This window comes from Parasaccharibacter apium, assembly GCF_002917995.1.
GTDB lineage: Bacteria > Pseudomonadota > Alphaproteobacteria > Acetobacterales > Acetobacteraceae > Bombella > Bombella apis.
In genome coordinates, this window is record NZ_LMYH01000003.1 from 65,169 (window position 1) to 92,125 (window position 26,957).

34 protein-coding genes are annotated in these 26,957 nt (G+C 57.9%); 4 read left to right on the forward strand and 30 right to left on the reverse strand.

Annotated features, from left to right (window positions below; genetic code table 11):
• Positions 1–58: 58 nt before the first annotated feature.
• On the reverse strand, positions 59–784 hold the full coding sequence (locus tag ASO19_RS00960; RefSeq protein ID WP_103765215.1) for a DUF4339 domain-containing protein: 726 nt from the start codon (positions 782–784) through the stop codon (positions 59–61).
• A 29-nt stretch (positions 785–813) separates the two neighbouring features.
• On the reverse strand, positions 814–1,125 hold the full coding sequence (locus tag ASO19_RS00965) for a CsbD family protein (RefSeq protein ID WP_227449673.1): 312 nt from the start codon (positions 1,123–1,125) through the stop codon (positions 814–816).
• 261 nt (positions 1,126–1,386) lie between these two features.
• Between ASO19_RS00965 and ASO19_RS00970 the strand changes: the two genes are divergently transcribed.
• The 4 genes from ASO19_RS00970 (at position 1,387) to ASO19_RS00985 (ending at position 11,100) form a co-directional block, all read left to right on the forward strand.
• The gene (locus ASO19_RS00970; RefSeq protein ID WP_103765216.1) at positions 1,387–2,583 is read left to right on the forward strand and encodes an efflux RND transporter periplasmic adaptor subunit; all 1,197 of its coding nucleotides are present in this window, start codon (positions 1,387–1,389) and stop codon (positions 2,581–2,583) included.
• A 55-nt stretch (positions 2,584–2,638) separates the two neighbouring features.
• Positions 2,639–5,827: an efflux RND transporter permease subunit gene (locus tag ASO19_RS00975; RefSeq protein WP_103765281.1), complete on the forward strand. Its 3,189-nt coding sequence runs from the start codon at positions 2,639–2,641 to the stop codon at positions 5,825–5,827.
• Complete coding sequence (locus ASO19_RS00980) at positions 5,824–9,081, forward strand: efflux RND transporter permease subunit (protein WP_103765217.1); 3,258 nt, start codon at positions 5,824–5,826, stop codon at positions 9,079–9,081. Before ASO19_RS00975 ends, ASO19_RS00980 begins: the two co-directional genes overlap by 4 nt.
• 498 nt (positions 9,082–9,579) lie before the next feature.
• Positions 9,580–11,100, forward strand: a complete 1,521-nt coding sequence (locus tag ASO19_RS00985; RefSeq protein WP_043558323.1) for an efflux transporter outer membrane subunit — start codon at positions 9,580–9,582, stop codon at positions 11,098–11,100.
• A gap of 342 nt (positions 11,101–11,442) precedes the next feature.
• Here the strand turns inward: ASO19_RS00985 and rplQ are convergent, their stop codons facing one another.
• From rplQ to tuf, 28 genes are all read right to left on the reverse strand, one after another.
• Positions 11,443–11,859, reverse strand: coding sequence for a 50S ribosomal protein L17 (rplQ, locus tag ASO19_RS00990; RefSeq protein WP_043557864.1), 417 nt, complete (start codon positions 11,857–11,859; stop codon positions 11,443–11,445).
• A gap of 44 nt (positions 11,860–11,903) precedes the next feature.
• Positions 11,904–12,923 carry a DNA-directed RNA polymerase subunit alpha gene (locus ASO19_RS00995; RefSeq protein ID WP_043558320.1) on the reverse strand — a complete coding sequence of 340 codons (1,020 nt, stop codon included), beginning with the start codon at positions 12,921–12,923 and terminating at the stop codon, positions 11,904–11,906.
• Between the two features lie 142 nt (positions 12,924–13,065).
• A complete protein-coding gene (gene rpsK / locus ASO19_RS01000) occupies positions 13,066–13,458 on the reverse strand; it encodes a 30S ribosomal protein S11 (RefSeq protein ID WP_043557862.1) in 393 nt (130 codons plus the stop codon).
• A gap of 50 nt (positions 13,459–13,508) precedes the next feature.
• Positions 13,509–13,886, reverse strand: coding sequence for a 30S ribosomal protein S13 (gene rpsM, locus ASO19_RS01005; RefSeq protein ID WP_043558318.1), 378 nt, complete (start codon positions 13,884–13,886; stop codon positions 13,509–13,511).
• A gap of 204 nt (positions 13,887–14,090) precedes the next feature.
• The gene (locus ASO19_RS01010; RefSeq protein WP_086442052.1) at positions 14,091–14,669 is read right to left on the reverse strand and encodes an adenylate kinase; all 579 of its coding nucleotides are present in this window, start codon (positions 14,667–14,669) and stop codon (positions 14,091–14,093) included.
• Positions 14,666–16,042, reverse strand: coding sequence for a preprotein translocase subunit SecY (secY, locus tag ASO19_RS01015; protein ID WP_043557860.1), 1,377 nt, complete (start codon positions 16,040–16,042; stop codon positions 14,666–14,668). Before secY ends, ASO19_RS01010 begins: the two co-directional genes overlap by 4 nt.
• Positions 16,043–16,136: 94 nt before the next feature.
• Positions 16,137–16,625 carry a 50S ribosomal protein L15 gene (gene rplO / locus ASO19_RS01020; protein ID WP_043557858.1) on the reverse strand — a complete coding sequence of 163 codons (489 nt, stop codon included), beginning with the start codon at positions 16,623–16,625 and terminating at the stop codon, positions 16,137–16,139.
• Between the two features lies 1 nt (position 16,626).
• A complete protein-coding gene (gene rpmD, locus ASO19_RS01025; RefSeq protein WP_043557856.1) occupies positions 16,627–16,818 on the reverse strand; it encodes a 50S ribosomal protein L30 in 192 nt (63 codons plus the stop codon).
• The gene (gene rpsE / locus ASO19_RS01030; RefSeq protein ID WP_043557855.1) at positions 16,811–17,380 is read right to left on the reverse strand and encodes a 30S ribosomal protein S5; all 570 of its coding nucleotides are present in this window, start codon (positions 17,378–17,380) and stop codon (positions 16,811–16,813) included. The genes rpmD and rpsE overlap by 8 nt, the downstream gene beginning before the upstream one ends.
• Positions 17,381–17,392: 12 nt before the next feature.
• The gene (gene rplR / locus ASO19_RS01035) at positions 17,393–17,755 is read right to left on the reverse strand and encodes a 50S ribosomal protein L18 (protein ID WP_043557853.1); all 363 of its coding nucleotides are present in this window, start codon (positions 17,753–17,755) and stop codon (positions 17,393–17,395) included.
• Positions 17,755–18,291: a 50S ribosomal protein L6 gene (rplF, locus tag ASO19_RS01040; protein ID WP_043557852.1), complete on the reverse strand. Its 537-nt coding sequence runs from the start codon at positions 18,289–18,291 to the stop codon at positions 17,755–17,757. Before rplF ends, rplR begins: the two co-directional genes overlap by 1 nt.
• A gap of 9 nt (positions 18,292–18,300) precedes the next feature.
• On the reverse strand, positions 18,301–18,699 hold the full coding sequence (gene rpsH / locus ASO19_RS01045; protein ID WP_043557850.1) for a 30S ribosomal protein S8: 399 nt from the start codon (positions 18,697–18,699) through the stop codon (positions 18,301–18,303).
• Positions 18,700–18,712: 13 nt separating this feature from the next.
• Entirely contained in the window at positions 18,713–19,018 is a 306-nt protein-coding gene (rpsN, locus tag ASO19_RS01050; protein WP_043557849.1) for a 30S ribosomal protein S14, read from the reverse strand.
• Between the two features lie 131 nt (positions 19,019–19,149).
• Positions 19,150–19,716 (reverse strand): 50S ribosomal protein L5, encoded by a 567-nt coding sequence (rplE, locus tag ASO19_RS01055; protein WP_043557848.1) that lies wholly within the window; start codon positions 19,714–19,716, stop codon positions 19,150–19,152.
• 10 nt (positions 19,717–19,726) lie between these two features.
• Positions 19,727–20,047, reverse strand: coding sequence for a 50S ribosomal protein L24 (gene rplX, locus ASO19_RS01060; RefSeq protein ID WP_081562857.1), 321 nt, complete (start codon positions 20,045–20,047; stop codon positions 19,727–19,729).
• Entirely contained in the window at positions 20,047–20,415 is a 369-nt protein-coding gene (gene rplN, locus ASO19_RS01065) for a 50S ribosomal protein L14 (RefSeq protein ID WP_043557844.1), read from the reverse strand. The genes rplX and rplN overlap by 1 nt, the downstream gene beginning before the upstream one ends.
• Positions 20,416–20,427: 12 nt before the next feature.
• Positions 20,428–20,703, reverse strand: coding sequence for a 30S ribosomal protein S17 (gene rpsQ / locus ASO19_RS01070; RefSeq protein WP_043557843.1), 276 nt, complete (start codon positions 20,701–20,703; stop codon positions 20,428–20,430).
• A 13-nt stretch (positions 20,704–20,716) separates the two neighbouring features.
• Positions 20,717–20,953, reverse strand: a complete 237-nt coding sequence (gene rpmC, locus ASO19_RS01075) for a 50S ribosomal protein L29 (protein ID WP_103765218.1) — start codon at positions 20,951–20,953, stop codon at positions 20,717–20,719.
• Positions 20,954–20,955: 2 nt separating this feature from the next.
• Positions 20,956–21,372 carry a 50S ribosomal protein L16 gene (gene rplP / locus ASO19_RS01080; protein ID WP_043557840.1) on the reverse strand — a complete coding sequence of 139 codons (417 nt, stop codon included), beginning with the start codon at positions 21,370–21,372 and terminating at the stop codon, positions 20,956–20,958.
• Between the two features lie 58 nt (positions 21,373–21,430).
• The gene (rpsC, locus tag ASO19_RS01085; protein WP_043557839.1) at positions 21,431–22,108 is read right to left on the reverse strand and encodes a 30S ribosomal protein S3; all 678 of its coding nucleotides are present in this window, start codon (positions 22,106–22,108) and stop codon (positions 21,431–21,433) included.
• 3 nt (positions 22,109–22,111) lie between these two features.
• A complete protein-coding gene (rplV, locus tag ASO19_RS01090; RefSeq protein WP_043557837.1) occupies positions 22,112–22,537 on the reverse strand; it encodes a 50S ribosomal protein L22 in 426 nt (141 codons plus the stop codon).
• Between the two features lie 2 nt (positions 22,538–22,539).
• Entirely contained in the window at positions 22,540–22,818 is a 279-nt protein-coding gene (gene rpsS, locus ASO19_RS01095) for a 30S ribosomal protein S19 (protein WP_043557836.1), read from the reverse strand.
• Between the two features lie 16 nt (positions 22,819–22,834).
• Positions 22,835–23,665 (reverse strand): 50S ribosomal protein L2, encoded by an 831-nt coding sequence (gene rplB / locus ASO19_RS01100; RefSeq protein ID WP_081562856.1) that lies wholly within the window; start codon positions 23,663–23,665, stop codon positions 22,835–22,837.
• Between the two features lie 18 nt (positions 23,666–23,683).
• The gene (locus ASO19_RS01105) at positions 23,684–23,980 is read right to left on the reverse strand and encodes a 50S ribosomal protein L23 (RefSeq protein ID WP_181005181.1); all 297 of its coding nucleotides are present in this window, start codon (positions 23,978–23,980) and stop codon (positions 23,684–23,686) included.
• 41 nt (positions 23,981–24,021) lie between these two features.
• The gene (rplD, locus tag ASO19_RS01110; RefSeq protein ID WP_043557831.1) at positions 24,022–24,636 is read right to left on the reverse strand and encodes a 50S ribosomal protein L4; all 615 of its coding nucleotides are present in this window, start codon (positions 24,634–24,636) and stop codon (positions 24,022–24,024) included.
• 5 nt (positions 24,637–24,641) lie between these two features.
• Positions 24,642–25,325: a 50S ribosomal protein L3 gene (gene rplC, locus ASO19_RS01115; RefSeq protein WP_103765219.1), complete on the reverse strand. Its 684-nt coding sequence runs from the start codon at positions 25,323–25,325 to the stop codon at positions 24,642–24,644.
• A 10-nt stretch (positions 25,326–25,335) separates the two neighbouring features.
• Complete coding sequence (gene rpsJ, locus ASO19_RS01120; protein ID WP_018980179.1) at positions 25,336–25,644, reverse strand: 30S ribosomal protein S10; 309 nt, start codon at positions 25,642–25,644, stop codon at positions 25,336–25,338.
• 114 nt (positions 25,645–25,758) lie between these two features.
• A complete protein-coding gene (gene tuf / locus ASO19_RS01125) occupies positions 25,759–26,949 on the reverse strand; it encodes an elongation factor Tu (RefSeq protein WP_043557828.1) in 1,191 nt (396 codons plus the stop codon).
• Between the last annotated feature and the right edge of the window lie 8 nt (positions 26,950–26,957).

Genomic DNA, 26,957 nt, shown 5'->3' on the forward strand with positions numbered 1-26,957 from the left:
ATGAGTCAATAGGAAAAATTATGTCCTGCTGGCCGGACAGACAGAAGCCGTCTGGCCGTCAGAGCTCCACATGCCCGTTCTGGTCCGGACTTCCATCAGAAGATGCCCCGGGCCCTCCATCACCATGAGACGCCTGACCATCCTGCCGGGGAAGCTCACGAGGGGACGAAGCAACCGGTTTTTCTGCCTGTTTCAGCTTCAGGAGCGGTTCAAAACCCGGTGGAGGATTGGAGAGAAGAATTCCGGCTTCCAGGAACCCCAGGAAAAGGCAGGCAGCAAACAGCCCCACCCCACGGCGCAGCACTTTCATGCGGCACCAGAAATAACCCGGCAAGAACAGCCACCACCAGAAAGAAGGAGGTTTCACCCCAGCCCGGGCCAAGGTCTGGCGGTCCTTTATCAGCGTCAGAAACAGGATGACGTAAATACAGACACCCGTTACCGGCCGGTCCGGCGTGACCGCCCAATGTGTCCGCTGCCCGACAACGAGAAGAAGCAGGTCAACCAGCCCGGGAACCAGCATCAACCAGGCCCAGACGGACGACACCGCTCCCGCCACTCCTTCGTCCCGTGTGGATGACCGCCCACCCACGGTGACAAACAGCCGCACACCGGCGGAAGGCGACACAAGCCCAGCCTTGCTGGCCGGACGCCACTCATTCCCGAAACCCGGATGCCAGACGAGGGTTTGCGGCCGAATATGACGATGAATGATCAGCCGCACCATCTCGCTCTGCGATACTGGCCCAACCTCCCGACCATCCCGTTCGTAATACCAGTGCATGAACCCTCTCCGGCCTCCTGTTCCCTGTTTCAGCCACGCTTCCTGAAGAAGAGGCGTCCGATCACCAGCCCAACAAGGGAAACGATCCCCAGGGCAACGAAAGGACGCTCCTGAATGAAAGCGGCTACAGCCTCCAGGCGGCTTTCATTGGCATCGTAGAGATCCGCAAATTCATGTTTGGCACGACCACCCAGCTGGTCAATCTTCCCACCGGCCTGCATGGCAGCATCACCAGAGATCGCACCGACCGTGTCCTTCAGCCGACCTTTGGCTTCCTGCACGAAACCCTCGGCCTTCATCGACGTTGTATCAACCATTCCATCACTCCCAATCAGCGCCATGCATTTCCATGCACCGTTTCACCTGTGGGCCCCAGTGCACTGCATGACGGGGCCACCCCGCAGATATGTAACCCTCATGGATTTTCTTCAAGAGGGGGACAGCCGTCCTCCTCCCTCAGGAGGAAGGTATTTTTGTGACTGCCGAATGTTTAGGTGCAATTCTGGCCAATCATCTTTAATATGCGCCGGACTTTCTGACATAATGTCGATGATGTGCATGTCATGCACCGTTTCCCCAGCCTACAGGAGTGCCCTGCGACCATGAGCGCCGCCCCAGCTTCAGAAACCCGGCAGCCCGGCAGGGGGAAAAAATGGTGGATCATCGGGGCTGCCCTGGTCGCCATCCTGCTTTTCCTTGTCCTGCGTCCTCATGCCGGTGGTGGGCAGACCACCATGGCCCATGGCGACGTCGCCCAGGCCGTAGCCGTGGAGGCTGCCCACCGGGCCGATGTGCCGGTCATTCTCCAGCTGCTCGGTACGGTTGTCCCCATCACCAACGTCACCATCACACCCCGTGTCAGCGGGCACATACTGGCGGTCTATTATCAGGAAGGGCAGCACGTCCACCGTGGGGATGAGCTGGAACTGATCGACCCCCGCCCCTATGAGGCCACGCTGCACCAGTACATGGGCACCCTGGCCGCCGACCGTGCGCAGCTGGCCAAGGCCCGTGTGGACAATGCCCGCTACCAGAAGCTGATAAAGCAGAACTCCACATCGGCCATGCTGGCACAGGACCAGGCCTTCACCGTCCAGCAGCTTGAAGGGCAGGTCGCTTTTGACGAGGCCAATGTCCGCAATGCCGCACTAAATGTCCTGTACTGTCACATCGTCGCCCCGGTGGATGGCCGGGTGGGTATCCGTGCCCTGGATGCCGGCAACTATGTCACGGTCGGGCAATCCGGCGGGCTGACAACCCTGACCCAGATGCAGCCCATTTCCGTCATCTTCACCCTGCCGCAGAACAGCCTGCCGGATGTGCAGGACCAGCTGAACAGCCATCCCAGCCTGACCGTAGAAGCCTGGAGCAGCGACAACACCCGCCGCCTCGCTACCGGGACGGTCAATGCGCTGGACAGCCAGATTGATACGGCTACGGGGACCGTACGCCTGCGCGGCATCTTCCCCAACGAAACGGAGCGGCTTTTCCCCAATGAGTTCGTCAATGCCCATCTCCTCGTCCAGACACTGAAAGACGCCCTCGTCGTGCCCGGCAATGCCATACAGACAGGCCCTGACGGTGCTTTTGTCTATGCCGTACAGCAGGACATGACCGTGGCCATCCGCCTCGTGAAGACAGGCTATAACGATGACCACCACACCGTCATTCTTTCCGGTCTCCAGGAAGGGGACCAGGTCGTGACAGATGGCGTCAACCATCTGCGCCCTGGCAGCAGGGTCACCATTGCTGCCGGGCCCGGTTCCTCCCCGAACCCTGCCACCACCCAACCGCACTGATGCCTGCAAGGATGCCCACGCCCCTCTCCTGCCCGCCGACCGGAAGCCCGAGCCCGTGAATCCCTCACGCATCTTCATCGAACGTCCCGTTGCCACCAGCCTGCTCATGCTGGCCATCATGCTGGCCGGTGTGCTGGGGTACCACTTCCTGCCCATCTCGGCCCTGCCGGAAGTGGAATATCCCACCATCACGGTCTCCACCTTCTATCCCGGTGCCAGCCCGGACGTGATGAGCACCTCCATCACCGCCCCGCTGGAAACACAGCTGGGACAGATGGCCGGGCTGGACCAGATGACCTCACAGTCCTCCGGCGGCGCCTCCGTCATCACGTTGCGCTTCGGGCTGAACATGAAGATGGACATTGCCGAGCAGGAAGTGCAGGCCGCCATCAACAATGTCGGCTCCCTGCTGCCCAGCGACCTGCCTGCACCCCCCATCTATGCCAAGGTCAACCCGGCGGACACGCCTGTCATGACGCTGGGCATCACCTCCCGCATCATGCCGCTGCCGGAGGTGGAGGATTACGTCAACACACGGCTTGTCCAGAAGATCAGCCAGATTTCCGGCGTCGGGCTGGTGACGCTCTCTGGAGGCAACCGCAAGGCCTACCGGGTGCAGATCAATGTTCCAAAGCTGACCTCCTACGGCATTGCACTGGATACGGTCCGGACCATCATCGGCACAGTCAACGTCAACTCTCCGACAGGGACCTTCGATGGTCCCCAGCACGCCACCTCCCTGCGGATTGACGGGCAGATACAGTCTGTCGAACAGCTGATGGACCAGGTCATCGCCTATCAGAACAATGGGCCCATCCGCCTCCGTGATGTCGGGCGCGTGGTGGAGGGCGCAGAAAACAGCCAGCTTGCCGCCTGGGCCAACAGGACACCGGCTCTCATCCTCAACATCCAGCGGCAGCCCGGTGCCAATGTCATTGCCGTGGCGGACAATGTGCTGGCCATCCTCCCCCGCCTGAAACAGGAACTGCCACCGGGCATCGACATCATCCCCCTGACCGACCGCACGACCACCATCCGGGCGTCCGTCAAGGATGTGGGGTTCGAGCTTGTTCTGGCCATGCTGCTCGTCGTGGGGGTCATCTTCGTCTTTCTCTGCAATGTTCCGGCCACCATCATTCCGGGTCTCTCCGTCCCCCTCTCGCTGATCGGCACCCTGTCGGCGATGTACATGCTGGGCTTCTCGCTGGACAATCTGTCCCTCATGTCCCTCACCATCGCCTCCGGTTTTGTGGTGGATGATGCCATCGTGGTCATCGAGAACATTTCCCGCTTCGTGGAGGCTGGGGACGACCGCTACACTGCGGCCCTGAAGGGCGCAAAGGAAATCGGTTTCACCATCATCTCCCTGACCGTCTCCCTGATCGCCGTCCTCATTCCCCTGCTCTTCATGAGTGACGTGGTAGGCCGTCTCTTCCACGAATTCGCCATGACGCTGGCCATCACCATCACCATCTCGGCCCTGGTCTCCATCACGCTCGTGCCCATGATGTGCGCCCGGATGCTGAGCGAGCATGGCCCCACCAGACATGGCCATACCCGCCGTGAAGGTCGTCTGGCCATGTTCGCCCGAAAAACCGGCCAGATGATGGACTGGTGTATCCGCCATTATGACCATGCTCTCGGCATCGTCCTGCGGCACCAGCCCCTGACACTGCTCACCACGCTCGCCAGCCTCATCATTACCGGCCTGCTGGCCTGGTCCATCCCGAAAGGCTTTTTCCCCCCGCAGGATACGGGAGTGATCCAGGGTATTTCCATCATGCCAGCCAACATCTCTTTTGAAGGCATGAAGAAAAAGCAGGCCGAACTGGGAGCGCTCCTCCTCCAGAACCCGGATATTGTCAGCCTCTCCTCCTTCATCGGGATTGACGGCCAGAACATGACACTCAATTCCGGCCGTTTCCTCATCAATCTCAAGCCCAAGGAGATGCGGACCCACTCACTGGCAGAGATACAGGCCGGACTGGAAAAAGCCGCCACAGCCCTGCCGGGAGTTCACCTTTATACCCAACCCGTACAGGACCTCTCACTGGAATCATCCGTTTCGGCCATGCAGTACCAGTTCCTGCTGGAAACACCCGATTATGATGACTTCTCCCTCTGGGTGCCCCGCTTCCTTGATGCGCTGAAACATGAACCCTCTCTGGGAGGGGTCACCTCCGACCTTCAGGCGGATGGTCTGACCGCCATGCTGACGCTGGACCGGACCAACGGTGCCCGCTACTCCATCACCCCGCAGACGGTTGACAACCTGCTCTATGACAGTTTCGGCCAGCGGCAGGTGTCCACAATCTACACGCAGTCCAACCAGTACCGCGTGATTCTGGAGACGGACCCACGCTTCCAGAAACATGAAAGCAGCCTCTCCCAGCTCTATCTGCCCGGCATCTCTTCGGAGGCCGGAGGCAGCACGAGCGGCCCCAGCCGCCAGCCCACATCGGGACTGGTCCCGCTCCTCCAGGTCACGAGCCTTTCCCGCATCGTGTCTCCCCTGCTCATCACCCATTACGGGCAGTTCCCCGCCACGACGATCTCCTTCAATGTCGCACCGCATCATGCGCTGGGGGAGGCCACGACAGCCATTGACCATATCCGCCAGAAGATAGGCCTGCCCGCCACATTCCAGACAGCCTTCCAGGGGACAGCAGCCGCCTTCCGGAATTCCCTGACCAATGAGCTGGGGCTGGTCGTTGCTGCCATCGTGGCCGTTTATATCGTGCTGGGTGTGCTGTATGAGAGCTTCATCCACCCCGTGACGATCCTTTCGACCCTGCCCTCGGCGGCCATCGGTGCCCTGCTCGGGCTGTACGCATTCGGTATGCCGCTGGACATCATGGGCATCATCGGCATCGTGCTGCTCATCGGCATCGTGAAGAAGAACGCCATCATGATGATCGACTTCGCCCTCCAGGCCGAACGTCAGGACAGGCTGGCACCTCCCGAAGCCATACGCCAGGCCGCCCTGCTGCGCTTCCGCCCCATCCTCATGACAACCCTTGCTGCCCTCTTTGGGGCGCTGCCATTACTTCTCAGTGTCGGGACAGGGGCGGAGCTGCGCCGCCCACTGGGCGTGGCCATCGTCTTCGGGCTGATGCTGTCCCAGCTTCTCACCCTTTTCACCACACCTGTCATCTATCTCTTCATGAACCAGTGCAGCCTGAGGGTGAAGCGCTTCTTCCGGACCTCAGCCGATGACAGCGGCCTGCCTGCCGATACACCGTGAGTCTGATCCGCCTCTTCGTCACCCGGCCTGTCGGCACCATCCTCATGACACTGGCCATGTTCCTTGCAGGCTGCATCGGCTATGTGAACCTGCCTGTCTCCGACCTGCCTGATGTCGATTTTCCGGTTGTCATGGTCATTGCCAACCAGCCGGGCGGGTCTCCCTCCGAAATCGCCAGCACGATTGCCGAACCACTGGAGCGCCACCTTGGCGCCATCGCTGGAATCCGGGAGATCACCTCCCAGTCCACCGTGAACCAGACCCGGATTCTTCTCCAGTTCGATCTGTCCCGGGACATTGACGGGGCTGCCCGGGATGTACAGTCCGCCCTGCGGGCCGCCCGGCAGGACCTGCCCACCACCCTGCGCAGCGACCCAAGCTACATGAAGGCCAACGCAAACGGGCCGCCCATCATGGTCCTTTCGTTGACTTCACCCACCCGCACGCCGCAGCAGCTCTATGATTTTGCCAACAATGTCATCATGCCCGGCCTCAGCCAGGTCGAAGGGGTAGGCAATGTGGACATCCATGGCAGTGCGCTGCCTGCTGTCCGGGTGGAAATCAACCCCCTGCGCCTCTTCCGTTACGGCATCGGCTTTGAGGACATCCGGGCCGCCCTGACCTCCGCCAACGCCCATACACCAAAGGGCTTCATAGAGCTTCAGGGGCAGCGCCTCATCCTTGCCACCAACGACCAGGCCACGAAAGCAGGTGCCTACCGGTCTCTCATCATCGCCTACCGCAACGGCCAGCCTGTGCGTCTCTCCGACGTGGCTGATGTCGTGGACAGTGCAGAGGACCTCCGACAGGCCGGTTATGTCAACGGTGAGCCGGACATCATCTGTACCGTCTATCCCCAGAGCGGGGCCAATGTCATCAGAACAACCGATGGACTGAAAGCCCGCCTGCCCCAGCTGCGCACGGCCCTGCCGGGCAATACGAAACTGGACCTCCAGCTGGACAGGTCCATCACCATCCGGGCCTCTCTGGCCGATACGCAGCGCACGCTCATCCTGTCCGTCATTCTGGTCGTGTTCGTGGTGCTGCTCTTCCTGCGGGACGGTATTGCCGTCCTCATCCCGGCCATTACTGTTCCCGCCTCCATCGTCACCACATTCGCCCTGATGGATCTCCTTGGTTATCAGCTCGACATCATGTCGCTCATGGCCCTGACTATCGTGACCGGCTTTGTGGTGGATGATGCCATCGTCGTGCTGGAAAACATCACCCGCCACCGGGAAATGGGCAAGACAGCCCAGCAGGCTGCCATAGAAGGCACCGGAGAAGTCATTTTCACCGTCATTTCCATCACACTGTCGCTGATCGTCGTGTTTGTGCCCATCCTGCTCATGGAAGGGGTATCCGGCCTCTTCTTCCACGAATTTGCCATGACGATCATTCTGGCACTCTGCGTCTCCATGCTGCTCTCCCTCAGCCTGACCCCCATGCTCGGGGCCCTGCTGCTCGCCCCGGGGGACAGATACCGCCCCAGTCTGGTCCGGCGAGGCCTGCGCTGGTGTGGGACCAGGCTGGATGATGGCTTCCGGATGCTGACAGCAGGCTACATGAGGTCACTCCATGCCATCATGCGCCATCCCGTACCCGTACTGCTCTCCCTGCCTCTCAGCCTGCTGCTGGCAGGCTGGCTCTTCGTCATCCTGCCGAAGGAACTGTTTCCCCAGCAGGATGAAAGCATGCTCATGGGACGGCTGGTAGCTGACCAGGACATTTCCTTCCATGCCTTGCAGGCCCTGACCATCCGGGTGGAAAAGCGGCTGGCAAAGGACCCGGATGTCGTCAGTGTCATTGGGGGGCCGGGCAAGCGTTCCGCCAACTCCGTGAATCTCTTCGTCACGCTGAAGCCAAAAGCCGAACGGAACGATGATATTTCCGCCACGGTCAACCGGCTGAATCACATATTCCGACACAGGGCCGGTTTTTCCATCAGGTTGCGCCTGCCCAGCATGATCGGCGGGGGGGCACGATCAACAGACGGCGCTTATCAATACAGCCTTCAGGGCGACTCTGCGGAGGAGCTGTATCAATGGACACCCCGGGTCGTGACGGCGCTCTCCCACCTGCCCATGCTCTCGGACGTGACCTCCGACGTGGAGGAAGGTGGCCGTGGCATCACGCTGGCCATCAACCGGGACATGGAGGCCCGCTACAGCATCACACCACAGCTTGTCAGCAACGCCCTGTACGACGCCTTTGGCCAGCGGGCTGCCTCCATCATCTATGAGCCCCTCAACCAGTACCGTGTCATCATGGAAGCTGCGCCCGTTTTCTGGGCCGATCCCGCTTTTCTGGAACAGATGCGTGTCAGTATTACAGGGGGAACGGCCAACGGGGCCTATGCGTCCAACAACATCCGTGTCCGGGCCAGCAGCCGCCCTGCCACCATGTCGCAGAGCCAGCTTTCCTATCTGAATTCCGTGGCCAATGCTCTGGCCGGTGGCCGGTCAGCCTCCAATGGTTCGGCTGTTACCACCAGCAGCGAAACCATGGTCCCCCTGCCATTGCTCGGACCGCTGAAAGCAGTCAATGCGCCGCTTGCTGTCAACCATCAAGGCCAATTTGTCGCCACGACCATCTCCTTCAATCTGGCACCGGGGGCCAGCCTGGGACCCGCCATACAGGCGGTGGAAGGCACCATGGTCCGCCTTCACCTTCCCCACACCATACAGGGGGGATTCACCGGCAACGCCGCCAGTCTGAAAAAATCCGTCAGCCGGGAGCCACTCCTGATCCTCACAGCACTGGTAGCCGTCTATGTCGTGCTGGGCATCCTGTATGAAAGCCTGATCCACCCACTCACGATTCTCTCCACACTGCCTTCTGCCGGTGTGGGGGCTCTGTTGACCGTTGATCTGTTCGGGCAGCCTTTTTCACTTCTGACCCTGATCGGCGTCATTCTGCTCATCGGCATCGTCAAGAAAAATGCCATCATGCTGATCGACTTTGCCACCCATGCCCGCCATCAGGGCAAGACGGCAGAGGAAGCCATTCTCACAGCCAGCCATCTGCGTTTCCGCCCTATCCTCATGACAACGGCAGCCGCTGCCCTCGGAGCCGTTCCACTGCTTGTCGGTGGTGATTATGGCAGTGAAATGCGCCAGCCCCTTGGCCTCGCCATCCTGGGGGGGCTCTGCCTCAGCCAGCTTCTGACACTCTATACGACACCACTTGTCTATCTGTCACTCGACCGGCTGAGCCACAGGGTGCAGCGTTCACTCTTCAAGAAACATACATGACGTAATCTGCCCTCCGTATTGGAAAAACAAAAATCTCCTCCAATACGCCATGACAGATGTGATCGAATCATTCCCTAGAAAGAAAATTGCTTCAGAAAGACTGAAATACCTGATGGTTGTATGCATCGTATCTTATATATTCTTTTTTTGGATCAAACAGATGAAGAAATCATAAATTCAGCCATGCGTGGGGACCGACAGACCTGTGACGGAAGGAATAGGCATCCACATACAGACCTGTCATCACACCACATTCAGACAGGCTGAGCTTGTTAAAAATTCTACTGCACATCTTTTGCCATCCTGGCTCAGTCATGCAAAACATCACATCCTGCCTTTCTTTCCCCACAAGATACCGCTAGCACCTTACCGGGCTTCCCTCAGCTCGCTGATATTCTTTATTCCAAAAACGTAATAATGCTCATGAACGTGCCTCCATCTGATATAACACCTCCTCACACAACACATTACCTTATCCATCATCACGCCCGGATTTTCATGTCGCTTCCCTTTCGTGCCCTTCGCTCTGCCGTTCTGACAACAGGCCTGCTTGCTACACTGGGGGGCTGCATGGTCGGGCCGGATTATCACCGGCCAAAAGCGATCATCTCCTCACGCTTCAAAGAAGCCCCTCCACCTGAGGGCTGGACAAAAGCCAATCCGGCCATGAGTAACATGCCCAAGGGAAACTGGTGGACCGTTTTCAATGATCCCACGCTGAACGGACTGGAAGAGGAAGTCAGCCGTTCCAACCAGAGCCTGAAGCAGTATGAGGCGCAATACCGCAAAGCGCGGGCCATGATCGACTCCGTGCGGGCCAGCCTTTTCCCTACCCTCAACGGCAAATTCGGCTTCAACCGCAATTCCAGCGGGGGCAGGACCATCAGCGGCCTGAATGCCGAACCCCATACCTTCGTCAACACCACCAACACCTGGACCATGGGGCCCAGTGCCAGCTGGACGATTGACGTCTGGGGCATGATCCGGCGGCAGATAGAACAGCAGGTCAGCTCGACACAGTCCAGCGCAGCCCTGCTGGCCAACATGCAGCTCTCCTACCAGCTGGAGTTGGCCACCGATTATATGAACCTGCGTTATCAGGACAGCCTGATTGACCTCTTCACACGCAATGTCGGCCTGTACCAGCATAATCTGGAGATTCTCAGCAACCAGCTGGCCGCCGGTGTCGCCGACCCCACCAGTGTGCTACAGGCCAAATACCAGCTGGAATCAACCCAGGCCAGTCTGGCCAACGCCCATGTGGCCCGTGCCCAATACGAGCATGCCATAGCCGTGCTGATCGGCCGTCCTCCGGCTGACCTGACCATTCCCCATGCACCGCTGCCCTTCACGCTGCCACCCATTCCACAGTTCCTCCCCTCCGACCTTTTGCAAAGGCGACCAGACATCGCCCAGGCCGAGCGGGAAATGGAAGGATACAATGCTGAAATCGGGTACGAGATCGGGGCCTTCTATCCGCAGATCACCCTGTCAGCCAGCTATGGCTACAGCGGAAATCCTATCCAGCATCTGATCCAGCTGGCAACACGCACATGGTCGCTCGGTGCAGCCGCCAGCGAGACCCTCTTCAATGGTGGGGCCCGTTCCGCTGCCGTACGGGAAGCCGAAGCCGACTACGACAACGCTGTTGCCAATTACAGACAGGTCGTGCTGAAGGCCCTGCAGGATACGGAGGACCAGCTCTCCAACCTGCATTATCTCGGCGACCAGATGACCTACCAGAATCAGGCTGTAGAGAGCGCACAGCGGGCCGTGGAAGTCTCCATGAACGAGTATCTGGCCGGAACACAGATATACACCACTGTCATCACGGCGCAGCAGACAGCCCTGCAATATGAAGAATCCCGCCTTCAGATACAGCAGCAGCGCCTCAACAGTGTCATCCGCCTCATCACCGATATTGGTGGCGGCTGGAGCACAGACCAGCTACCCAGCAAGGATTCCCTCCAGACTGACAATCCCTTCCTGCCCAGCTTCATCCAGAAAGACAAAAACTGACCGCATCAAAAAAGGCGCCCTCTCCTCTGGGGAGAGAGACGCCTTTCCACGAGGACATGATTCTGTCCCGTGCCTTCAGGAAGGCTGCTGCTCCTGACAAGGCTTCTTCTTTCGGCCCAAAAGTATCCCTACGAAAAAAGCAAATCCAGTCCATCCCCAAGGATGGTCCATTACCAGATCCTCAATTACGTCCTGCACCATCCCCAGAATCGGGCTGCTTACGTCTTTCAGATTAGAACTCATGGCATTACCTGCTTTTCTATCGGGTACTCTTACCCCGTGAAAAAAGGCCGATGCCTGATGGCACCGACCTTTCCTTTATTCTCCCATTGGAGAAAAAGCTCAAGCAGCTTCCTGATCTTCTTTCTGAACAGGGCCGCTATCTTTGCCCTTGGCCTCGACATCACGCTCGACCAGCTCAATCACGGCCATGTCGGCATTGTCGCCATAGCGGACGCCAGCCTTCAGCACACGGCTGTAGCCACCTGCACGGCCTGCATAACGCTTGCTCAGCTCAGAGAAGAGCTTGGTGACGATGGCATCATCACGCAGCTGGGCAAAAGCCTGACGGCGTGCATGAAGTGTGCCACGCTTGCCCAGCGTGATCAGCTTCTCGACAACCGGGCGAAGCTCTTTGGCCTTCGGCAGAGTCGTGGAGATCTGCTCATGCTTGATGAGCGCAACAGCCATGTTGCGGAACATCGCAGCGCGATGAGTGGAGGTGACGCCAAGTTTACGTCCGCTCAGATTATGACGCATGTTGTTTCCCTAATCCTTCTACCCGAACTTCCCAGCCGGGGTTCTTAGAATGTCTCGTCGAGACGCCGGGCCAGATCCTCGATGCTCTCCGGCGGCCAGGCCGGGACATTCATCCCCAGCGAAAGCCCCATGCCTGTGAGCACTTCCTTGATCTCATTCAGCGACTTACGACCAAAATTCGGAGTCCGCAGCATTTCCTGCTCGCTCTTCTGCACGAGGTCGCCAATATACACAATATTGTCGTTCTTCAGGCAGTTTGCACTACGCACGGAAAGCTCAAGCTCATCCACCTTACGCAGAAGGTGACGACTGAACGGCAGATCATCCTGCGGCTCTTCATTCTGAACCGGACGCGGCTCATCGAAATTGATGAAGAGCTGAAGCTGATCCTGCATGATACGGGCAGCCAGTGCCAGTGCGTCTTCCGGAGTGACGACTCCGTTTGTCTCGACACTCAGCAGCAGCTTGTCATAGTCGGTGACCTGTCCAACACGGGTCGGCTCCACCTTGTAAGACACACGCTGCACCGGCGAATAGATCGCATCAATGGGGATAAGCCCGATCGGTGCATCATCCGGACGGTTGGCAGAAGCAGGGACATAACCCTTGCCCATGTTCACCGTGAATTCCATGCCAAGCTTGACATCATCGTCAAGCGTGCAGATCACCAGCTCCGGATTCATGATCTCAATGTCATGGCCCGTCTGAATCTGCCCAGCCTTCACTTCTCCCGGCCCTGTTGCCGTGAGAACCATACGCTTCGGGCCCTCACCATGCATGCGCAAAGCAAGCTGCTTCACATTCAGCACGATGTCGGTCACATCCTCACGCACACCCGCAACGGATGAGAATTCGTGAAGGACCCCGTCAATCTGGATGGCCGTAACAGCAGCACCCTGAAGGGAGGAAAGAAGAATACGACGCAGGGCGTTGCCCATCGTCAGGCCAAAGCCACGCTCAAGCGGCTCTGCAACGATGGTTGCCATACGGGAAGGAACCGGGCCAGGCTCGACTTCAAGCTTCTCCGGTTTGATGAGAGACTGCCAATTTTTCTGGAGAACCAAGATCATGGCCTTTCAAACAACGAAGCCCGCCACAGGATGGCGGTGCCAGGCCCGCACTGTCGTGCGGTACGAACTCACCAAGGTCAATCTGGCTGCACCATCCATTCGTGACAGCCAGACCTACCAGATTTTTGCGTCCAGATCAGACGCGGCGACGCTTGCGCGGACGGCAACCGTTATGCGGCACCGGCGTCATGTCGCGGATGGATGTGATCGTGAACCCGACAGCCTGAAGGGCACGCAGAGCGCTCTCACGCCCTGAACCAGGACCGGAAACCTCAATCTCCAGCGTTTCCATGCCGTGCTCGCGGGCCTTGCGCCCTGCATCCTCGGCAGCAACCTGAGCTGCATACGGGGTGGACTTGCGGGAGCCCTTGAAACCCTGTGCGCCGGAGGAGGACCAGGCGATGGCGTTGCCCTGGGCATCAGCAATCGTGATCATCGTGTTATTGAAGGTGGAAAGAACGTGAGCAACACCGGAAATGATGTTTTTACGTTCCTTCTTACGGATACGCGGTGCGGCAGCCTTGGCCATAGTATGCTTGTCCTATTAAATCTGCGATAGGGTGAAAGAAGCGGCGCCTATCAGCGCGTTGCCTTCTTCTTACCTGCAATGGCAACAGCCTTACCCTTGCGGGTACGGGCGTTGGTATGCGTACGCTGACCACGAACCGGCAGACCACGACGATGACGCAGGCCACGATAGCAGCCAAGGTCCATCAGACGCTTGATGTTCATCGCCGTCTCACGACGGAGATCACCCTCCACACGATAATCGCTATCGATCAGGTCACGAATCTTCGTCACCTCATCATCAGACAGCTCATTCACGCGCTTGGCATTGTCGATACCGAGCTTCTCACAGATAGCCTGTGCGCTCGAAGGACCAATGCCATAAACATAGCGCAGACCGATGACCACCCGCTTGTTGGTCGGAATGTTTACGCCGGCAATACGTGCCACGCCAATTCTCCCATCCACACGGCCCAAAGCCGTGTTTACAAAAATCTTTGTCTGACCGGACCATGGCCGCTCACCGGCGTCGGTCCCCAGAACGATTCCAGCCCCACCATCAGGGCCGTACGCTCACCTTATGCTGGGCGAATATACTGCCCTGCCAGACAAGTCAAACCATAAAGATCACTTTTTCGTGATCGGCTCATTCATTCAGGAGCCTGCCCGATCGAGAATGGCATCAATCGCCCTCCCGACTGTTTCGACATCCTGCATACCATCAATGCGGTTCAGACGACCATTCTGCTCATAATAGGGCAGGATAGGGGCCGTCTGCTTCCGGTACATCTCCAGCCGGGCATGGATCACCTCAGGATGATCATCAGCCCTGCGAGAGCCATCTTCATGCTGCCGTTCAGACAAACGCTTCACCAGCGCTTCCTCACTGACCTCCAGAAGAATGACTGCATCAATCTTAAGCCCCTGCTCCTTCAGCATGGAGTCCAGAATCTCTGCCTGGCTTTCAGTCCTCGGGAAACCATCAAGGATGACACCCTTTCCACAGTCAGGCTGAGCGATACGGTTTTCAATCATCTGAACGATGATCGGATCAGGAACAAAATGCCCCTTCTCCATCAACGCCTTCACCTCCATACCAATCGGTGACTGCGCCTTCACCTCGGCACGAAGCATGTCCCCTGTTGAGATCTGCTTCATGCCCCGGCTGTCTTCAAGACGTTTTGCCTGTGTCCCTTTGCCCGCACCCGGCGGGCCAAGAAGAATGATGTTCACCGTAAGTTCCTTCTTTCCTTGCCCGCCCGGCCACGGGCTCCCTTCCGGCCACGCTGCTTGCGGATGAGCCCCTGATACTGATGGGCCACCAGATGGGACTGGACCTGTGTGACCGTATCGATCGTCACGGAGACAATGATGATCAGACTGGTTCCCCCAAAATAGAACGGCACATTATATTTGTTGATCAGGAACTGCGGCAGCAGACAGACCAGCACCATGTAGGCGGCACCGATAGTCGTCAGCCTTGAGAGAATCCGGTCAAAATAACGGGCCGTATTCGCACCCGGTCGGATACCCGGTACAAAACCACCCTGCTTTCTCAAATTCTCAGCTGTCTCTTCAGGATTGAAGGTTACCGCAGCATAGAAATAGGAGAAAAAGACGATCATGAAGGCATAAAATGCCATGTAAAGTGGCTGCCCCTGGGAAAGCCACTGCCCGACATGCCCCAGAAATCCACCATTGTTATGCATGAAGCCTGACAGCGTTGCCGGCACCAGCAGAACGGATGAGGCAAAGATCGGCGGGATGACCCCGGCTGTATTGACCTTCAGCGGCATGTGCGTGGAATCGCCACCATAAATGCGGTTACCCACCTGCCTCTTGGGATACTGGATCACGACACGCCGTTGTGCCTGCTCCATGAACACGATGAAGGCAATGACAGCCAGCGCCAGCAGCAGGAAAACCACGACAAAAACCGGAGACAGCGCGCCAGTACGTCCCAGCTCCAGCAGGCTCCCCAGCGCATGAGGCAGGTTGGCCACGATACCTGAGAAAATGATCAGGGAAATACCGTTCCCGATACCCCGGGAGGTTATCTGCTCACCCAGCCACATCAGGAACAGGGTTCCCGTTACCAGCATCACGACATAAGAGACGAGGAAAGTCGGACCCGGCGAGATGACAGCACTGAGCCCTGCCTGCGTATGCATGCTGCTCAGCCCCATGGCAAAGCCATAGGCCTGCACGATGGCGATCAGCACCGTCAGATAACGGGTATACTGGTTCAGTTTTTTGCGCCCACTCTCCCCTTCTTTCTTCAGCGCTTCCATGGAAGGCAAAGCCGTGGAAAGAAGCTGGATGATGATGGATGCACTGATATAGGGCATGATGTTGAGAGCAAAAATGGTCATGCGCCCCAAAGCGCCACCCGTGAACATGTCAAACATGCCCAGGATGCCACCCTGCTGCTCCCCAACAAGCTGCCCCAGCACAGAGGCATCAATCCCCGGAACCGGGATGAATGTTCCCAGTCGATAAACAATCAACGCACCCAGCGTGAACCAGATCCGTTTTTTCAGCTCCGTCGCCTTCGCGAAGGCACCCATATTCAGGTTACCGGCCAGCTGTTCTGCGGCAGAAGCCATCTCCCCGTCCTTTCATGAAAACAGCGCCACCGCACATCGTACGGGACGCTGTTCACTAGTTCACCGTCGTCCCAGCAGGCTGGGCAGGACAGGCTCAGGCTTCAGCCTGAGCATCCTTCTTTGCGGCCAGAACCTTCACAGAGCCACCGGCCTTCTCCACTGCAGCCACAGCAGCAGCAGAGGCACCGGACACTTCAAAGTTCACGCCTTGAGACAGTTCACCTTTTGCCAGAAGACGCACACCAGCAACCTTGCGGCTACCGACCAGACCAGCCTGGTACAGTGCTTCTTCCGTCACAGGAGCAGAGGCGGAAAGCTTGCCAGCCTCCAGAGCCTTGCTCACTGCACCGATATTCACCGCAGCATATTCCTTGCGGAAAATGTTGACGAAGCCACGCTTCGGCATACGGCGATAGATCGGCAGCTGACCACCCTCAAAGCCATTGATGGCCACGCCGGAGCGTGCCTTCTGACCTTTGTGACCCTTTCCGGAGGTCTTGCCCTTGCCGGAACCGATACCACGCCCGAGACGCTTCTTGTGATAGCGTGCCCCGGCGTTGTCGCGCAATTCATTCAGGTTCATATCAACCCTCCACCTTCACCAGGTGGGACACCTTGCGGATCATGCCACGGACAGAAGGGGTATCCTCCAGCTCACGGCTGGAACCGATGCCACGCAGGCCCAGCCCCTTCACCGTTTCCGCCTGACCCGGTTTGGAACCGATCACAGAAGCGATCTGCGTCACCCGGATTGTCTTGCCTTTTGTCTCAGACATTGGCAGCCTCCGTCTCTGACTGCTCACGACGTCCGAACAGCTCGAATGTCTTCTTGCCACGGCGGGCCGCAACCTGACGCGGGCTGCTTGCACGCTCAAGAGCGTTGAAAGCAGCTTTGATCATGTTGTGCGGGTTCCGGGTCCCGAGGCTCTTGGCAACAACGTCGCTGATGCCCAGGCTCTCGAAGACAGCACGGATCGGACCACCAGCGATGATCCCCGTACCAGCCTCAGCTGCACGAACGACAACCTCACCAGCACCGAAATGGCCCACTGCATCATGATGCAGAGTCCGGCCTTCTTTCATCGGTACACGGATCATGTTGCGACGGGCGCGCTCGGTTGCCTTACGAATGGCTTCCGGCACCTCACGGGCCTTGCCAGCACCGTAACCGACACGCCCCTTCTGGTCGCCAACAACGACCAGAGCCGCGAAGGCGAAACGCCGACCACCCTTAACAACCTTGGCGACACGGTTGATGGTTACCAGCTTGTCAACCAGCTCATCACCCTGCTCGCGCTCACGACCACCACGGCCGCCTTCTCTTGGCTCACGTGCCATGTGTGATCCTCCTTAGAAAGACAGCCCGCCCTCACGGGCAGCCTCTGCCAGGGCTTTCACCCGGCCATGATAGAGATAGGAGCCACGGTCGAACACGACTTCCTTGACCCCAGCCTTGACAGCGCGCTCGGCAACGAGCTTACCGATAACGGTAGCTGCTGCGATATTCGCACCCGTTTTACCGGCTTCACGAACACTCTTCTCAAGCGTAGAGGCGCTGGCCAGCGTAATTCCACGGGCATCGTCGATGACCTGGACGTGGATATTCTTGCTGGAACGGAAGACCGACAAACGCGGCCGGCCGCCGCTCTTGCGACGAAGCTGGAAACGCAGCCGCTTGCGGCGGCGTTCCTGCAATCCTTGCAGCGATGCCATTACTTCTTCTTACCTTCTTTCTGACGCAGAACTTCGGTCTCATACCGGACACCCTTGCCCTTGTAAGGCTCGGGCTTGCGGAAGCTGCGGATATCCAGAGCTACCTGACCAACGCGCTGCTTGTCGTTACCTTCAACCAGAATGGCTGTCGGGCGGGGCGTCGTGATTTTCACATCGGACGGGATCGGATAGATCACATCGTGAGAGAAACCGAGGTTCATGACCAGATTGGAACCCTGAACAGCAGCACGGAAACCCGTACCCTGGATCTCAAGCCCCTTCTGGAAGCCCTCAGAGACACCTTTGATCATGTTGGCGAACACCGCACGGGATGTCCCCCACATCGTCCAGCTCTTGTTGGTACGACCACCCAGCGGAGACACGGTAACCTTGCCGTCGGCAATCTTCACATCAACATGAGAAGATACCGGCACGCTAAGCTCACCACGTTTACCCTTGACGCAGAACATACCGTCCTTGACAGCTGCTTCCACGCCTGCGGGGAGGTCAATAGGATATTTACCTACGCGAGACATATTCCCTCCTTAGAAGACGCGGCAGAGGATCTCGCCACCAACATTGGCAGCCCGAGCCTCGACGTCTGAAAGAACACCGCGCGGCGTGGAGAGGATGGAAACACCCAGACCAGCATAAACACGCGGCAGCTCTTTGATTTTGGAGTACACACGGCGCCCCGGACGGGACACGCGATGAATCTCGCGGATCACCGGCTGACCATCTGTGTACTTCAGCTCGATACGGAACTGGGAAATGCCCTTGCGGACTTCCTCGGTCGTGTAACCGCGGATATATCCTTCGCGTTTCAGTGCTTCAAGAACACTGGCACGCAGCTTGGACGCCGGAGCAACGCAGGCAGCATGGCGGGCACGCTGAGCGTTACGGACCCGGGTGAGCATATCACCCAAAGGATCAGACATAGACATTCAGACTACCCTTTTACCAGCTGGACTTGACCATGCCGGGGATCTGCCCCGTAGAAGCAAGGTCACGCAGAGCAATACGGCACAGTTCAAACTTGCGGTAGTTCCCACGGGGACGACCGGTCAGTTTGCAACGCAGGCGCACACGGGTCTGGGACCCATTACGCGGCAGCTTGGCCAGTTTAAGTGTCGCTTCGAAGCGCTCCTCCATGGAGAGAGAGCGGTTCTTGATAGTATTTTTGAGAGCGGTCCGCTTTTCAAGGTCACGCTGCGCCATGGCAGCACGACGATTATTACGGTTCACCGCAGAGACTTTCGCCATCTCGAATCTTCTCCCGGAACCTGTCAGGCCTATCCCGACGGTTTTCCAATCACCGGACTTGTAACGGAAACTCCCCCCTCATGTGAAGGGGGAAAGTCCATTTTCCCGTGATTGATACGAAAAATTGTCGCTCAGGACACGAACGGCAGATCAAATGCCTTCAGAAGAGCCTTCGCTTCTTCATCAGTTTTTGCCGTTGTCACAAAGATGATGTCCATACCACGGATGGCATCAACCCTGTCATAATCAATTTCCGGGAACACGATCTGCTCTTTCAGACCCATGGCAAAATTGCCACGGCCATCAAAGCCCTTGTTCGCCGGAAGACCGCGGAAGTCACGGATACGCGGCATGGCGATCGTCACCAGACGATCCAGGAACTCGTACATGCGAGCCTTGCGCAGCGTTACCTTACAACCGATCGGCAGCCCTTCACGAATACGGAAGCCCGCAACAGCCTTGCGTGCCACAGTCTTGACCGGCTTCTGACCAGAGATCAGAGCCATCTCTTCAACAGCGGCATCCAGCTTCTTCTGGTCAGCAGCAGCCTCACCGACCCCCATGTTCAGGACAATTTTCTCCAGTTTGGGGATCTGCATGTCGCTCTTATACCCGAACTGCTCACGCAGCTTGGCGCGGAGCTTGTCCTGATATTCCTGCTGCAGACGGGGCAGAACGGCACTCTTGTTATCGCTCATCGTTCGCTCCTCAGCCTTCGATCACTTCGCCGGTCACCTTGGCAACACGGACCTTGCGACCATCTTCCAGAACACGGAAACCAACACGGGTCGGCTTACCACTCTTCGGGTCGATCAGCTTCAGATTGGACAGATGAACAGGCATCTCACGCTCGATGATGCCGCCACCCTCGCCCATACGGTTCGGCTTGGAGTGGCGCTTGGCAACAGCCACGCCACGCACCACAGCCTTTTCCACCTTCGGCAGAACGGAAAGGACTTCCCCACGCACACCGCGGGAACGCCCTGTCAGGACCAGAACCTGATCACCTTTTTTGATACGTGCAGCCATTACAGCACCTCCGGAGCCAGGGAGATGATCTTCATGAACTTGCGGGCACGCAGCTCACGAACAACCGGGCCAAAAATACGCGTACCAATCGGCTCCTGCTGCTTGTTCAGCAGGACAGCAGCGTTCCGGTCAAAGCGGATGGCGGAGCCATCTGCACGACGCACCGGGTAAGATGTGCGAACGATGACAGCCTGATGGACGTCACCCTTCTTCACCTTCCCGCGGGGAATTGCTTCCTTGACGGATACGACAATGATGTCGCCGACCGAGGCGGTCTTCCTCTTGGAGCCACCCAGCACTTTGATGCACTGCACCCGACGTGCACCGGAGTTGTCAGCTACGTCAAGGTTGGTCTCGGGATGAATCATGTGTCTACCCCCTTATGCGCCGACAGAAGTCGAAGCGGCCTCGGCAACATCGACTCCATTACGGGAAACGACCGTCCACGTCTTACGCTTGGAGAGAGGTGCGCACTCAACGATGCGAACCACATCACCAACCTTGCATGCATTGGCGCCATCATGCGCTGCATACTTCTTGGAACGGCGGATAAACTTTTTATAGAGCGGATGCATGACACGACGATCAACAAGAACGGTCACCGTCTTGTCCATCTTGTCACTTGTCACCCGCCCTGTCAGGACGCGCCTGGGCATCGTCCGTCTCCTCTCAGGACTTGGCGGCGGACGTTTTTGCGCCCGCACGGTTCTTCGACTGGTTCAGCAGTGTCTTGATGCGGGCGACAGCACGACGCACGATCCTGACACGGCTGGTGTTCTCGGACTGGCCTGTAGCCGCAGAGAAACGCTGGTTGATCTGCTCACGCTTCAGATCCAGCAGGAGAGCCTTGAGCTCATCCTCGCTCTTTGCGTGCAGCTCGGCAACCTTATAGGTCGTCTCAGCCATTCTCAAGCCTCCCCGATACGCTGAATGAACTTGGTCTTGATCGGCAGTTTTGCAGCTGCCAAGCTAAGAGCCAAGCGAGCAACCTCCGGCGGCACCCCTTCAATTTCGAAGAGGATACGACCCGGCTTCACACGGGCTGCCCAGTACTCGGGGTTACCTTTACCGGAACCCATACGCACTTCTGCCGGCTTTGTCGAGACCGGAGTGTCAGGAAAAATACGAATCCAGACACGTCCGGCACGCTTCATGGCACGCGTGATGGCACGACGGGATGCCTCGATCTGACGAGCCGTGATACGCTCAGGCTCCAGAGCCTTCAGACCATACGCACCGAAATTCAGCTGCGTACCGCCCTTGGCCATCCCATGAATGCGGCCCTTGTGGGCCTTACGAAACTTTGTCCGCTTTGGAGAAAGCATGATTTTCTATCCTCACATCAAGCACCTCGGATAAAAGACGGGGGAAGCCCCCCGCCCCTTAACGCTGAGGAGCCTGCTCCGCAGCACGACGGTCCTGGGCCATCGGGTCGTGAGCCAGGATCTCACCCTTGAAGATCCAGACCTTCACGCCGCAGGAACCGTAAGTGGTGTGCGCTGTAGAAGTCCCATAGTCGATGTCGGCACGCAGCGTATGCAGCGGTACACGACCCTCACGATACTGCTCGTCACGAGCGATCTCGGCGCCACCAAGACGTCCACTGCATGTCACGCGGATACCCTGGGCACCCAGACGCATTGCAGACTGGATGGAGCGCTTCATCGCACGGCGGAAGGCCACACGGCGCTCCAGCTGCTGGGCGATGTTGTCTGCCACCAGAGTCGCATCGATTTCCGGCTTGCGGATCTCGACAATATTCAGAGCGACATCAGCCTTGGCCATGGCGCTGAGGGTCTTGCGCAGGGCATCAATGTCCTGACCCTTTTTGCCGATGATCACGCCAGGACGTGCAGCGTAGATCGTCACACGAGGCTTCTTGGCAGGACGTTCGATGACCACACGGGAAACACCAGCACCCGAAAGCTTCTTGCGCAGGAAAGAGCGCAGCTTCAGATCCTCATGGAGCAGACGGGCATAATCCCCGCCTGCATACCAGCGGCTGTCCCATGTACGATTGACACCGAGCCGAAGCCCGATCGGATTAACCTTATGTCCCATAGATCAGGCTGCCTTCTGCTCTTTTGAGTTCTTGCCGGCCTTCGGAGCTTCCTCAGCTTCAGCGCGCTCAGCAACAACAATCTTCAGGTGGCTGAAAAACTTCTCAACACGAGCAGAACGACCACGGCCCCGTGCATGGAAGCGCTTCATCACGATCGACTTGCCAACCTCAGCAGTCTTCACCACCAGCTTGTCAACATCAAGCTGATGATTGTTTTCTGCATTGGCCACGGCACTCTCAAGAGCCTTCTTGACCTGCTGGGCGATACGGCGACGGGAGAACGTCAGCGCAGCGATTGCCTTGCCTGCCGGCTGGTTGCGGATCGTGGCAGCAACCAGATTCAGCTTGCGTGGGCTGACACGGATGTTGCGGGCAACAGCCTGTGCCTCTGTATCAGCTAGGGTACGGATATGCTTAGGCTTACTCATGCTCAGCCTCGCTTCGACTTCTTATCGGAACCATGACCGGTATAAGTACGGGTGGGTGAGAACTCACCAAACTTATGACCGACCATATGCTCCGTCACCTGCACAGGCAGGAACTTCTGACCATTATAGACGCCGAACGTCAGCCCGACGAACTGCGGCAGGATGGTGGAACGACGGGACCAAATCTTGATCACCTCATTCCGGCCCGATGCACGGGCCTTCTCAGCCTTGCCAAACAGATACCCGTCGACGAACGGGCCTTTCCAGACGGAACGTGCCATCTTCTATGCCCCTCTCTTACTTGCCGGTTTTACGACGACGGATAATCAGGCTGTCCGTCTTCTTGTTGGTACGGGTCTTGTAGCCCTTGGTCGGCACACCCCACGGTGTGACAGGATGACGGCCACCAGAGGTACGACCCTCACCACCACCATGCGGATGGTCGACGGGGTTCATGACCACACCACGGTTGTGTGGACGACGCCCCATCCAGCGACGACGACCTGCCTTACCAAAGTGCTGGTTCATGTTGTCCGGGTTGGAAACCGCACCAACAGTTGCCATGCACTCGGCACGCACGATACGCAGCTCACCGGACTGCAGCTTGATCTGTGCGTAACCGGCATCCTTGCCAACGAGCTGGGCATAGTTGCCAGCCGAACGGGCCAGCTTGCCACCAGCACCGGGCTTCAGCTCGATGTTGTGGATGATCGTACCAACCGGCATGGAAGCCAGCGGCATGGCGTTGCCCGGACGGACGTCAGCATGATGGGCAGCAACCACACGGTCACCAGCCTTCACGCGCTGCGGAGCCAGGATATAGGCCAGCTCACCATCCTCATAGCGGACCAGTGCGATGAAGGCCGTACGGTTCGGGTCATATTCCAGACGCTCGACCGTGCCGACAACATCGAACTTGCGACGCTTGAAATCAACATAACGGTAGGACTGCTTGTGCCCGCCGCCACGGAAGCGCACGGTTGTACGCCCGTAGTTGTTACGGCCACCAGTCTTGTTCTTGCCTTCCGTAAGCTGCTTGACGGGCTTGCCCTTCCAGAGCTCGCTCCGGTCAATCAGCACGGTACCACGAGTGCTTGGTGTCGTGGGATTAAAGTGCTTCAATGCCATGGTATCTTACCCCGCGCCTCAACCAAGCTTCGCTGTGAGGTCAATTGACTGACCTTCAGCAAGCTGGACATACGCCTTCTTGATGTCAGAACGGCGACCCGGACGACCTTTGACGCGCTTTGTCTTACCTTTCTGGATCAGGGTGCTGACACCAGCCACCTTGACGTTGAAAAGCTTCTCGACAGCGACCTTGATCTGCGGCTTCGTTGCTTCCAGAGCCACCTTGAACACAACCTGGTTCTTCTCAGAAGCCATGGTTGCCTTTTCAGTGATCAGCGGTGCACGCAGCACATCAAACAGAGCTTCCTGAGACAGGCCAGCAGCCGCCTTGCGTGCATTCAGAACTGTTTTCGTTGTCATGCCAGACGCTCCTTGAGACCCTCAAGAGCAGCGTGGGTAATCACCAGCACATCATGCTTGAGAATATCATAAACATTTGCCCCGATCGTGGGCAGGAGATCAATCTTGGGCAGATTGGCAATCGCACGGGCAAACGGCTGGTCAGCAACCTGATCCACGATCAGCGCAGACGAGCAGCCAAGAGCCTTCAGACGGGCAGCAGCCTCACGGGTCTTCTCAACGCCAGCCAGATCCTTCAGGATGATCAGCTTGCCTTCAGAAGCCTTCTGGGAAACGGCAGAGCGCAGCCCGAGACGACGCACCTTCTTGGGGAGGTCGAAACCATGATCACGGGCGACCGGACCATGCACAACACCACCGGTACGGAACTGCGGAGCTCTCAGAGAGCCCTGACGGGCAGAACCTGTCCCCTTCTGGCGATACGGCTTCTTGGTTGTGCCAGAAACGACACCCCTGCCCTTTGTTGCGTGTGTGCCAGCACGACGTTTGGCAAGCTGCCAGTTCACGACGCGGGCCATGATGTCCTTGCGGGGAACAATCCCGAAAATCTCTTCCGGCAGTGCGATTTTACCGGCACTTCCGTTTTCGAGGGTTTTGATATCGTATTCCATATCCCTCACCCGGCGGCCTCAACGGTCGCTGCCGGATATGGCGCGTCCGCATTACGGGCCTTCTTGATTGCATCGCGAACCAGAACAACACTGTTCTTGGCACCTGGGATAGCACCGCGCACCATGATCAGGTTACGCTCTTCATCCACAGCAGCAATTTCGAGGTTTTGTGTTGTCACGCGCTTGTCACCGAGGTGACCAGCCATCTTCTTGCCCTTGAAGACCTTGCCAGGATCCTGGCGCTGACCTGTAGAGCCGTGAGAACGGTGACTGATGGACACGCCGTGTGTCGCCTCAAGACCGGCAAAGTTGTGGCGCTTCATGACACCAGCAAAACCTTTACCCTTGCTGCGGCCCGTGACATCCACTTTCTGACCAACCACGAAATGGGCAGCAGAAAGCTTCGTCCCCGGTCCCAGCAGGGCATCCTCTGCCACACGGAACTCGGCCAGCTTCTTCTTGGGCTCAACCTTCACACGGGCAAAATGCCCACGGTTCGCTTTTGTGACGTGCTTGGCCTTTGCAGCCCCCATACCAAGTTGGACAGCCGTATAGCCATCACGCTCCTGTGTACGGGCATCCACAACCTCGACAGCATCAAGGTGCAGCACCGTCACCGGCACATGTGTGCCGTCTTCTTTAAAGAGCCGGGTCATCCCCAGCTTTTTTGCAATCAATCCGGTACGCATCGTCTGGACCTTAGAGTTTAATCTCGACATCTACGCCAGCGGCGAGATCGAGCTTCATGAGGGCGTCCACGGTCTGCGGGGTCGGCTCGACAATGTCGAGCAGCCGGCGGTGCGTTCTCATTTCGAACTGCTCGCGGCTCTTCTTATCCACATGCGGTGAACGATTCACAGTAAACCGGGCAATATGCGTCGGCAGGGGAATGGGACCCCGAACCCGCGCACCCGTACGCTTCGCCGTATTGACGATCTCTTTCGTGCTGTTATCCAGCACGCGATGATCATACGCTTTAAGGCGAATGCGGATGTTCTGGTCGTCCATGATTTCACTTCATCCTTAATAAACCGGATGCCGTCCTACTGCATTTCTCCTAGAAATGGAACCCCGGCCGAAAAAAATTCGACCGGGGCACCAGATTCCGAAGTCAGCAGGGACTTAGGCGCTGATGGAAGCCACCACGCCGGCACCCACTGTACGGCCACCTTCACGAATAGCGAAGCGGAGACCTTCGTCCATGGCGATCGGAGCAATCAGCTCGACATCCATGGTAGCATTATCACCCGGCATCACCATCTCGGTGCCTTCCGGCAGGGTCACAACACCCGTCACGTCCGTCGTACGGAAGTAGAACTGCGGACGATAGTTGGTAAAGAACGGCGTATGACGGCCACCCTCTTCCTTCGTCAGGATGTAGGCCTCAGCCTTGAACTTGCTGTGCGGGGTGATGGTGCCCGGCTTTGCCAGAACCTGACCACGCTCAACATCTTCGCGCTTCGTGCCACGCAGCAGAGCACCGATGTTGTCACCAGCTTCACCGCGATCCAGCAGCTTGCGGAACATCTCGACGCCCGTAACTGTCGTCTTGACGGTAGGACGCAGACCAACGATCTCGACCTCGTCACCGACGTTGACTTCACCACGCTCGACACGGCCAGTCACAACCGTACCACGCCCGGAGATGGAGAACACGTCTTCGATCGGCATCAGGAACGGACGGTCAACCGGACGCTCCGGCTGCGGGATGTAGCTGTCAACAGCCTTCATCAGCTCCAGGATGGCTTCCTTGCCCTGTGCCGGGTTACCATCTTCCAGAACGGCCAGAGCAGAACCCTTGACGATGGGGATATCGTCACCAGGGAAGTCGTAGGAGGACAGAAGCTCACGAACTTCCATCTCCACCAGCTCCAGCAGCTCCGGATCGTCAACCTGGTCAACCTTGTTCAGGAAGACCACCAGAGCCGGCACACCGACCTGACGGGCCAGCAGGATGTGCTCACGTGTCTGCGGCATAGGGCCGTCAGCAGCGGAGACAACCAGAATGGCGCCATCCATCTGGGCCGCACCGGTGATCATGTTCTTCACATAGTCAGCGTGGCCGGGGCAGTCCACGTGAGCGTAGTGACGGTTTTCCGTCTCATACTCAACGTGAGCTGTGGAAATCGTAATACCACGAGCGCGCTCTTCAGGAGCCTTGTCGATCTGGTCGTAAGCACTGAAGGTTGCACCACCGGTCTCAGCCAGTGTCTTTGTGATTGCAGCCGTCAGCGTGGTCTTACCATGGTCAACGTGACCAATCGTGCCGATGTTAACATGCGGCTTTGTACGCTCAAATTTAGCCTTTGCCATCGTCTCTC